Raw genomic sequence first — 1872 nt, forward strand, 5'->3', positions numbered from 1 at the left:
AGGGTCTGGCGGCGGAGCCAGAGGACGCCGAGTGGGGGGACGCGCAGCGGGGCCGAGGCGGGCATGCCGTGCCACGGGACACCCTGGGCGTGCACCGTGCCGAGGTTGCCCACCCCGGATCCGCCGTAGAGATGCGCGTCGGTGTTGATCACCTCGGTCCAGGTGCCGGCCGCCGGCAGCCCGACCCGGTAGTCCTCCAGGGGCAGGGCGGAGAAGTTCGCCACGCACACCAGGGTGCTGCCGTCCGGGGCGATCCGGACGAACGAGACGGTGTTGTTGGCGACGTCGTCGCCGGCGATCCAGCGGAACCCGGCCGGCTCGGTGTCCTGCGCCCAGAGCGCGGGAGTGGCCCGGTACGCGGCGTTGAGGTCGGCGACGAGTCGCCGCACCCCGGCCCGGGCCGGGTCGTGCAGCAGGTACCAGTCGAGACCGCGTTCCTCGCTCCACTCCTGGTCGTCGGCGAGCTCGCAGCCCATGAAGAGCAGCTGCTTGCCCGGGTGCGCCCACATGTACGCCAGCAACGCCCGTACGTTGGCCAGTCGCTGCCAGGTGTCCCCGGGCATCTTCGCGCTCAGCGACCCCTTGCCGTGCACGACCTCGTCGTGGCTGATCGGCAGCACGTAGTTCTCGCTGAAGGCGTACGCCAGGGAGAAGGTGAGCTGGTGGTGGTGGTGCTGCCGGTAGATCGGGTCCTTCGAGGTGTAGAGCAGGGTGTCGTGCATCCAGCCCATGTTCCACTTGAAGCCGAAGCCGAGCCCGCCGTCGGCGGTGGATCGGGTGACCCCGGGCCAGGCGGTGGACTCCTCGGCGATCATCACCACCCCGGCGTGGTGCTTGTAGACGGTGGCGTTGACCTCCTGCATGAAGGCGATCGCCTCCAGGTTCTCCCGCCCGCCGTGCACGTTGGGCAGCCACTGCCCCTCGCTTCGGGAGTAGTCCAGGTAGAGCATCGAGGCGACGGCGTCCACCCGCAGCCCGTCGACGTGGAACTGCTCGCACCAGTAGAGCGCGTTGGCGACCAGGAAGTTGCGCACCTCGCGGCGGCCGAAGTCGAACACGTACGTACCCCAGTCGGGGTGCTCGCCGCGGCGCGGGTCGGGGTGCTCGTACAGCGCGGTGCCGTCGAAGCGCGCCAGCGCCCACTCGTCCTTGGGGAAGTGCGCCGGCACCCAGTCGAGGATCACCCCGACGCCGGCGCGGTGCAGGGTGTCGACGAGGTGGCGGAAGTCGTCCGGGTCGCCGAACCGGGAGGTGGGGGCGTAGTAGCCGGTGACCTGGTAGCCCCACGAGCCGCCGAACGGGTGCTCCATCACCGGCAGGAGCTCCACGTGGGTGAAGCCCATCTCGGTGACGTACGCGGTGAGCTGCTCGGCCAGCTCCCGATAGCCCAGGCCGGGCCGCCACGAGCCGAGGTGCACCTCGTAGACGCTCATCGGCTCCTGGTGCGGCTGCCGGGTCGCCCGCCGCGCCAGCCAGCCGGCGTCGCCCCACTCGTACGTCGAGCGGTGCACCACCGACGCGGTGGCCGGCGGCACCTCCGCGTACGCCGCGAGCGGGTCGGCCTTGTCCCGCCAGTGCCCGTCCGCGCCGAGGATCCGGTACTTGTACCGCGCGCCGGGTGCCACGTCGGGCACGAAGATCTCCCAGACCCCGCTGGCACCCAGGGAGCGCATCGGCCAGCCGTCGTCCGGGCCCCATCCGGTGAAGTCGCCGACCACCCGCACGCCGCGCGCGTTGGGCGCCCACACCGTGAAGGCCACACCCCCGTCGAGGACCCGGGCGCCGAGCGCCTCCCAGAGTCGCTCGTGCCGCCCCTCGCCGATCAGGTGCAGGTCCAGGTCGCCGAGGGTGGGTGGGTGACGGTAGGGGCTG

1 protein-coding gene is annotated in these 1872 nt (G+C 71.7%); it reads right to left on the minus strand.

All coding sequences use genetic code 11. The features are described 5' to 3' along the window. A partial coding sequence (gene glgB / locus E1166_RS30395) for a 1,4-alpha-glucan branching protein GlgB (protein ID WP_132343233.1) occupies window positions 1-1872 on the minus strand: 1872 nt, incomplete at both ends.

The sequence above is a fragment of the Micromonospora sp. KC213 genome, assembly GCF_004348325.1.
Lineage (GTDB): Bacteria > Actinomycetota > Actinomycetes > Mycobacteriales > Micromonosporaceae > Micromonospora.